Raw genomic sequence first — 5,886 nt, 5'->3', positions numbered from 1 at the left:
GTGGGGGCGGGGGCGTGCGTTCTGTGTTCTCGGTGTGTGTGGTGTCTGTGGTGGTGTCGGTGTTCTCCTGCGGGGGCGGTGGGGGTGCGTGTTCCGTGTCTGTGGCGTCCACCGTCTCGACGGGTGCTGCGGTGGTGTCGTGCTCGTGCTGTGGGGGCGGGGGCGTGCGTTCTGTGTTCTCGGTGTGCGTGGTGTCTGTGGTGGTGTCGGTGTTCTCCTGCGGGGACGGCGGGGATGCGTGTTCCGTGTCTGTGGTGTCGGTGTCGACGGGCCGCGCCGACGGCTCCTGTTCGGTGCCGTCGTTCTCGGCCGGTGCGGGTGCGGGTGCGGGAGGCGGAGGAGGCGCGCCCTCCTCGTGTTCTCCGCTTCTGGTCCGCGCCTCCTCCGCGGGCACGCGCGTCTCGGCCGCGGGCGGCGCGGGCGGGCGCACCGCCTCCTCCGGCGTCTCTCCGGTTTCGGTGGTCAGCGGGTCCGGTGGTGTCGCCTGTTCCCGCGAAACGCCGGTCTCGGCAGGAGCGGCCTCGGTGGTCTCGTCGTCCGTGTTCGGCTCGGGCGCCGACCGGGCCGGAACCGGCCGCGGGGACGGTCCGGCTTCGGGGTCGGAGGACTCCTCCCCGGTCGCCGGTGCGCTCCGGACCGGCGGGGACTGCGTGTTGAGGGCGCCGCTGAACGCGTCCAGGAGCGAGTCCGCCGCGGGGTGCGCCCCCGGCTCCCGCTCCGTCCGGTCGCTCGGGGATGCGCCGGTCGCAGGACCGGGCGCCTCCGCCAGATCCGGCTCCGGGCCGTCGGTGTCGGTCAGTCCCAGGCCGTGGGCGAGGGAGTCGGGGTCGGCGCCGCTCGTCCCGGTGCCGTCCCCGTCCGGGTCCCGTACCTCTCCGGCGATGTCGGTCACGGCGAAGGCGAAGAAGTTGTTGGAGCCGGCCGGGCCGGAGAGCCCCATCGCGTTCATACGCGTGTTCAGTCTCATGCGCGCCGCGGAGTCGGGAGGGGTCAGGTCGGCGATGGACCGCGCCCGGTCGAGGGCGGCCGCCGTCGCGGCGGCGTCGCCGCGGGCCGCGACCGCGTCGCTGAGCGCGATACCGACGGCGATGCTCGCGGCCACGTTGACGGTGCGGGTGAGGCTCTCGTGCCGGTCGGCCGCGTCCTCGGCGGCCGTGATCGCGGTGCGGGGATGGGTGTTTGCCCTCTCGGCGGCCGCGCGGGCCTCCCCGACCCGGGTCCCGGTATCGTGCCCGGTGGTCCGTGCGGTGCGGGCGGCGGTGTCGGCGGCGTCGTAGGCGATGTGGGAGGCGCGTTCGGCGTCGTCGCGCGCGGTGTCGGCGTCCGAGACCCGTGTGAGGGCCGTGTCGCGCTCCCGTGCGGCGTCGGTGATCCGGTCCGGATCCTCGGGGTCCACCTCGGGCGGCTCGGGGACCGCGTCCCGGGCCGCGGCCGCGTCGGCGGCACCGCGCGCGGCGACGCTCTCCGCGGCGGCGGCCAGGTCCGCGGCCAGGGCGACCGTGGCCGTGACCGCCTCCGGGGCGGTGTCGGCGATCTCCCAGGCCCGGTCCGCCAGCTGCTCGGCCGCCTCCCGCAACTGTTCGAGGCGGCCGATCGTCGCGGTCCGGCCGGAGCCGTCGGCATCCCGCAGAGCGGAGGCCAGGTCCGCGGTGAAGTGTTCCGCCGCCTCGCGTATCCCGGCCAGGGCTGCTGCCGTGTCGTCCGCGTCCAGGGCCTGGTCGATGCGGTCCAGTACCTCGCCCGTCCAGGCCGGGGCCGTGGCGGGCCCGGCCTCGTGCGCGGGGGGCAGGATCTGGGCGTGGAAGAGGTAACCGCGCCCCCAGGGTTCGACCGCGGTGATCTGGTAGCGGGTCCCCCGGGTGAGGATCACCTCGCGCTCGCGGGGATGTTGGCTCCGGTCGCCGACCCACAGCCCTCGGGAGCCTTGCGGCACGGTCAGCCGCATCAGGTCGATGGGGGAGCCGCCCGCCGCGGACGGAACGGTACCGAGGGAGATCGAGAAGTACCCCTGTTCCACGTGCGTGGTCCCAGCGAGGGTGCGGGGGTCGGTGCTGCCCTCGCCCAGCAGGTGCCGGTGCTGGTACATGCCGTGCACGGCTTCGAAACCCTCAGGGAAGGGTCGGTCGGTGGCGCGGTCCAGGCGCCGGAGCAACGCCAGGACCTGCGAGGCGTCGGGGAAGTGCGCCGGTTCCCCGCCCAGGGCGAGGGATTCGGTGATCTCGCCCGCGCGTCCGGAGCGCTCGCGCAGGTTCTCCAGCGCCGCCTCCGGGTACGGGTTGTCGAGGACGCCTCGCACGATCCGCTCCTGCTCGGGGCTCAGTCCGCCCCGCTTTGCGGCTTCCTCCAGCCGTGCCAGGTCGGGCCATTGGCCGCCGCCGATCTCGTGGACCTGCCATCCGGGGTGGGATCGGCTCTCGTCCCGGATCCGGTCCAGTTCGGCCTGCACGGTGGCCTCGTTCAACGGGTGCAGACGCGCGAAGCGGTTCAGCCAGGGGGAGCGGGTGTAGGCGGAGACCGCGTCCTGGGTCGGGGTGGGGAGCGCGTCGAAGGTGTGGGGGTTGTAGCCGGGGTCGTGCAGGAGGTCGCCGTAGCGGTCGGCTTCGGCACCGGTCGGCAGCCGGCGGATCGTCCCGGACCCGGGCCCGGACGCGGCGGGGGCGTTGTTGTCCGTCGCTGTCCGGCCCGGCGTCGACGACTCCCCGGACCGTCCTTCCGAGACCGGTGCGCCTCCGTCGCCGTCCACCAGCGCCGTGTTGACGGTCGTCACCGTGTCCGGTGCGCCGTAGGGAGAGGGGCCCCGGTCCGCGGGGTCCTGCGTCGCGTAGCGGACGTAGTCCGTCGTGAGCTGCCCGCCGGGCTGCCAGAGCCGGGCGCGGACCGGGTCGTGGCGGTCCCGGAGTTGGCGGTCGATGCCGCGGGCCAGGACCTCGGCGTCCTGGACGCGTTCGGGAGGGACGGACTCGCCGCTCAGCGGGACGCGCCTGTCGGACGGGTCGGAGACGACGTACACCAGTGCCTGCGCCAGCGCGCGCGCCTCGCGGATGGAGCGGTTCTCCGGGGCCGGGCCGTCGACCGGTCGCAGCAGCCTCCAGAACTCGGCTCCCAGCGTCCGCGCCCTGGGGATGTCCTTGTCCGCGAGGGCCCGGGTGAGTTCGGGCAGGCGGTCCAGGACCGACGCGGCGCGGGCGTCGGCCCCCGGGTCGATCCCGGAAGCGGTGGGGTCGGTGCGCGTCTCTTGGGGGCTGTCGGAACCGCTGTCCGCCGCGCGGTCGGGTCCGGATGCGGGTGGTGCCGGGTCGGGTCCGGAGGCGGGCGGTACCGAAGACGCGTCCGCGCTCCGCGTGGGGACCGGCCTGCCCTCGGTCGTGTCGGACGCCGTGACCTCGGCGGCGGGCGGGGCGTCCCCGACGCCCGGTACCGGCGCCCCGCTGTTCTCCGTCGGCGGGGCTGCGGTCTCCCAGCTGTCGGCCATGGCTGGGGGCTCCACGGCGGCGGGAGAGGGCGAGCCGTTCCGCTCCGGACCGACCTCCCTGCCGGGGAGCGGCTTCGGACGGGACCGCGGCGTCTCCTGACCCTGCGGGACACCGTCCGTGTTCCGGGACAGGGCCGCCCCGGACGTCTCGCCCTCTCCTACGGGGGCGTCCTTGCGGCTCTTCTCGCCGTCCTGATCCTGGCCGTCCGCCTCCTCGGCGGGGGCCTCCCCGTGGCCGGACCCGGTGCCGTCGTCCTTGCGTTCGCTGTCCTCGTCGCGCTCGTCGCGCTCGTCGCGCTCGTCGGACTGTTCCGTGTCGCGCTCGGCACGGGGGTGCTCGGTGTTCTCCGTGTCCTGAGGGGGTCCGTTCTCGGACGTGGGACCGGTGTCGTGCTGGCCGTCGCCGGTTTCGGTGACGGTCGGCGGAGGCGGTGCGCTCTCCGTCCTGAGGTCGGTGTCGTGCTGGCCGTCGCCGGTTTCGGTGACGGGTGGCGTAGACGGCGGGACGTCCTCCGATGTGGTCCGCTGCTCAGCTGTGGGTGCGGTATCCGGTTGTGACGTGCTCTCTGCGGTGTGCGCACCGTCACCGATTGATCGCTGGGGGGAGGAGTCCGGTGTGCGGTTGTCGTTGGTGCGTTGGGGCGAACGTTCGCCGCTGCCGCCCTGCTCCTGGCCCTCCTGTCCGTCGGTGGACTCCTCCTCGTGGACGGAATCGGCGTCGTCGGCGCGTTCGCCGTCCTTGCCCTCCTCGCCGTCGGATCCGTCGCCCTTCTCCTCCCCGGAGCGGTCTCCGTCGCCCCGGTTCCCGCCGTCTCCGGAGCGGTCGCCGCTCTCGCCGTCGGATCCGTCGCCGCTCTCGTCGCCGGACCGGTCCCTGCCGTCGCCGGACCGATCCCTCTCGCCGTCCCGGGAGCGGTCGTCGTCGCGGGAGGTGTCCTCGTCGCGGTCCTCGGGCTGTTCGCCACCGCGTTCGGACGGGCTGTGTCCGGTGTCCTCCGTGTCCTGGGGCGGCCCGCTCTCGGTCACGGGAGACGGGGGCAGCGGGATGTCGGCCGGGGCGGGCGCATCGGATGCGGTCGGGGCGTGGGGGGTCGCCCGCTGTTCGTCCGTCGAGCCGCGGGGGTCGTCCTGCCCGGTGGTCTCGGTCTCCGGTGCGGGCGGGGGGCCTGTCGCGACGGTCTGGAGGTCGTCGCCGGTCGTCTGTCGCGCGGCGGTGTCCGTGGTGCGGGTGTCGTCGGTGCGCTGGGGTGAGCGTTCACCGCTGTTGCGTTCGGTGGGGGTGGAGCGCTGGCCGGTGTCGGAGGTCGGGTTCTGTGGTGCGGGTGCGGGTGGTGGGGTTGCCTGGCCGACGGGGGGCGCCACGGCGACGGGAGGGATGTTGTGCTGCTGCTCCTGTTCGGGAACGGAGCGGTCGGTCGGGGCCGCGGTGTCGCGGTTGCCGGTGTTCCCCGTGTCCGGTGTGACCTGGTCGGTTCCGGGGGGCGCGGCCGTCATCGGGTTGTCGGGGACGATGGCGTTGAGGAAGTCGACGCTCAGGGGGCCGTCGTTCGTGCCCGGCAGGAAGGGGTCGTCGGACTTGGGGTTGAAGGGCCCCAGGTTCAGCGGGTCGTCGCGCAGCCCGGGGACGGAGGGCGCGTCGGGGTCGGGTTTCCTGTCCGGTTTCTCGGTGGTGGTGTCCTGTTGGGGGGCGACCTCGTCGGTGTCGAACAGCGAGGCCTCGTCGTCGCTGTCGTAGGGGGAGGAGCTCTCGTCCCGGTCGAAGACGGACGATGCGTCGCTGTCGTAGTCGGAGTCGCTGTCGTACAGGGACTCCGTGTCCGTGTGCCTTTCTGGCGGGGGAGTGGTGCGGCCGTTCGTCTGGTTGTCGGTGTTGTTGGTTTCGGTCTGGGTTTGGGGCGGTGGGGCTGTGGTGTCGGGTGTGTTCTTGTCGCTGAACAGGTCGATGCCGTTGAGGATGCCGTCTGTGGCGCCCTGTTGGATGCCCGCCTGGGAGGCGCCGGATGTGGCGGACCAGACCGAGGCCTCCCAGCCGCGTCCGTCGGCCATGCTGCCCAGGCCCTCGCCGAGGTAGCCCTCCAGCGCTCCGCTGCCGATGCTGCCGCCGACCTGTTGGGCGTAGGCACCGGTGGTGGAGAAGTAGTCGTTGAGGGGTTTTTGCAGGTTGACGGGGACGTCGGCGAGGTGGTCGCGCATGTGTGGGGGCAGGCGGTCGCCGATGGTGTCCCGTAGGTGCTGGCTCAGGTTGGGATCGGTCCAGTTGCGGGTGAGGGTGTCGGCGTAGTCGCGTCCGAGGTCGCGTGCGGCGGTGTCGCCGAGGTGGTCGCCGAAGTTGCGGGCGAAGAGGTCGGCGAAGTCGTTGCGTGCTGTGGCGGCTTTGGCGGCGTTGTCGAAGGCGCCCGCGCCGATGGGGCTGG

At 73.7% G+C, this 5,886-nt stretch carries 1 protein-coding gene; it reads right to left on the bottom strand.

The genetic code is table 11. The annotated features are described in order from the left end of the window. On the bottom strand, positions 1–5,886 hold a 5,886-nt coding region (locus tag FYW99_RS32915; RefSeq protein WP_317847025.1), incomplete at both ends, for an ADP-ribosyltransferase.

The sequence above is a fragment of the Nocardiopsis deserti genome, assembly GCF_008638355.1.
Lineage (GTDB): Bacteria > Actinomycetota > Actinomycetes > Streptosporangiales > Streptosporangiaceae > Nocardiopsis > Nocardiopsis alborubida.
The sequence above is the reverse complement of the archived record's forward strand: the minus strand, read 5'-3'. Positions and strand labels throughout refer to the sequence as shown.